Annotated in this window: 1 protein-coding gene; it reads right to left on the reverse strand. The window is 51.5% G+C overall.

Annotated elements, in window-relative coordinates:
- The coding region (locus EZM41_RS14000) for a hypothetical protein (RefSeq protein ID WP_232619337.1) at positions 1 to 218 on the reverse strand (218 nt) is incomplete at its 3' end.
- Between the last annotated feature and the right edge of the window lie 87 nt (positions 219 to 305).

Raw genomic sequence — 305 nt, forward strand, 5'->3', positions numbered from 1 at the left:
CTCTTTCTGTTTCGGATCCGGCAGGACCCGATCAATGATTTCGCCGATCGCCGGAATATGTTCAAGTAGAGAAGCCATACTATACGCCTCCTCATCTGATCAGAGCCCCGATAAGGCCGCCGAAAAAACCAGATGTAGCGCAAATCATCGCGATCCAACTTTTCCAACTGCCCAGTAAAGCCGATACATCGCTCCGACTGGACCTTCGGCTTCTCCATAGGCGCTCCGCCTCTTAACGACGAGCCTGTGCGCCAATAGCTCTCGTTGCGTCGTATTCGATCTCAGTCTAAAATGTCAGTTAAGAC

It is taken from the genome of Acetomicrobium sp. S15 = DSM 107314, assembly GCF_016125955.1.
GTDB classification, from domain to species: domain Bacteria; phylum Synergistota; class Synergistia; order Synergistales; family Thermosynergistaceae; genus Thermosynergistes; species Thermosynergistes pyruvativorans.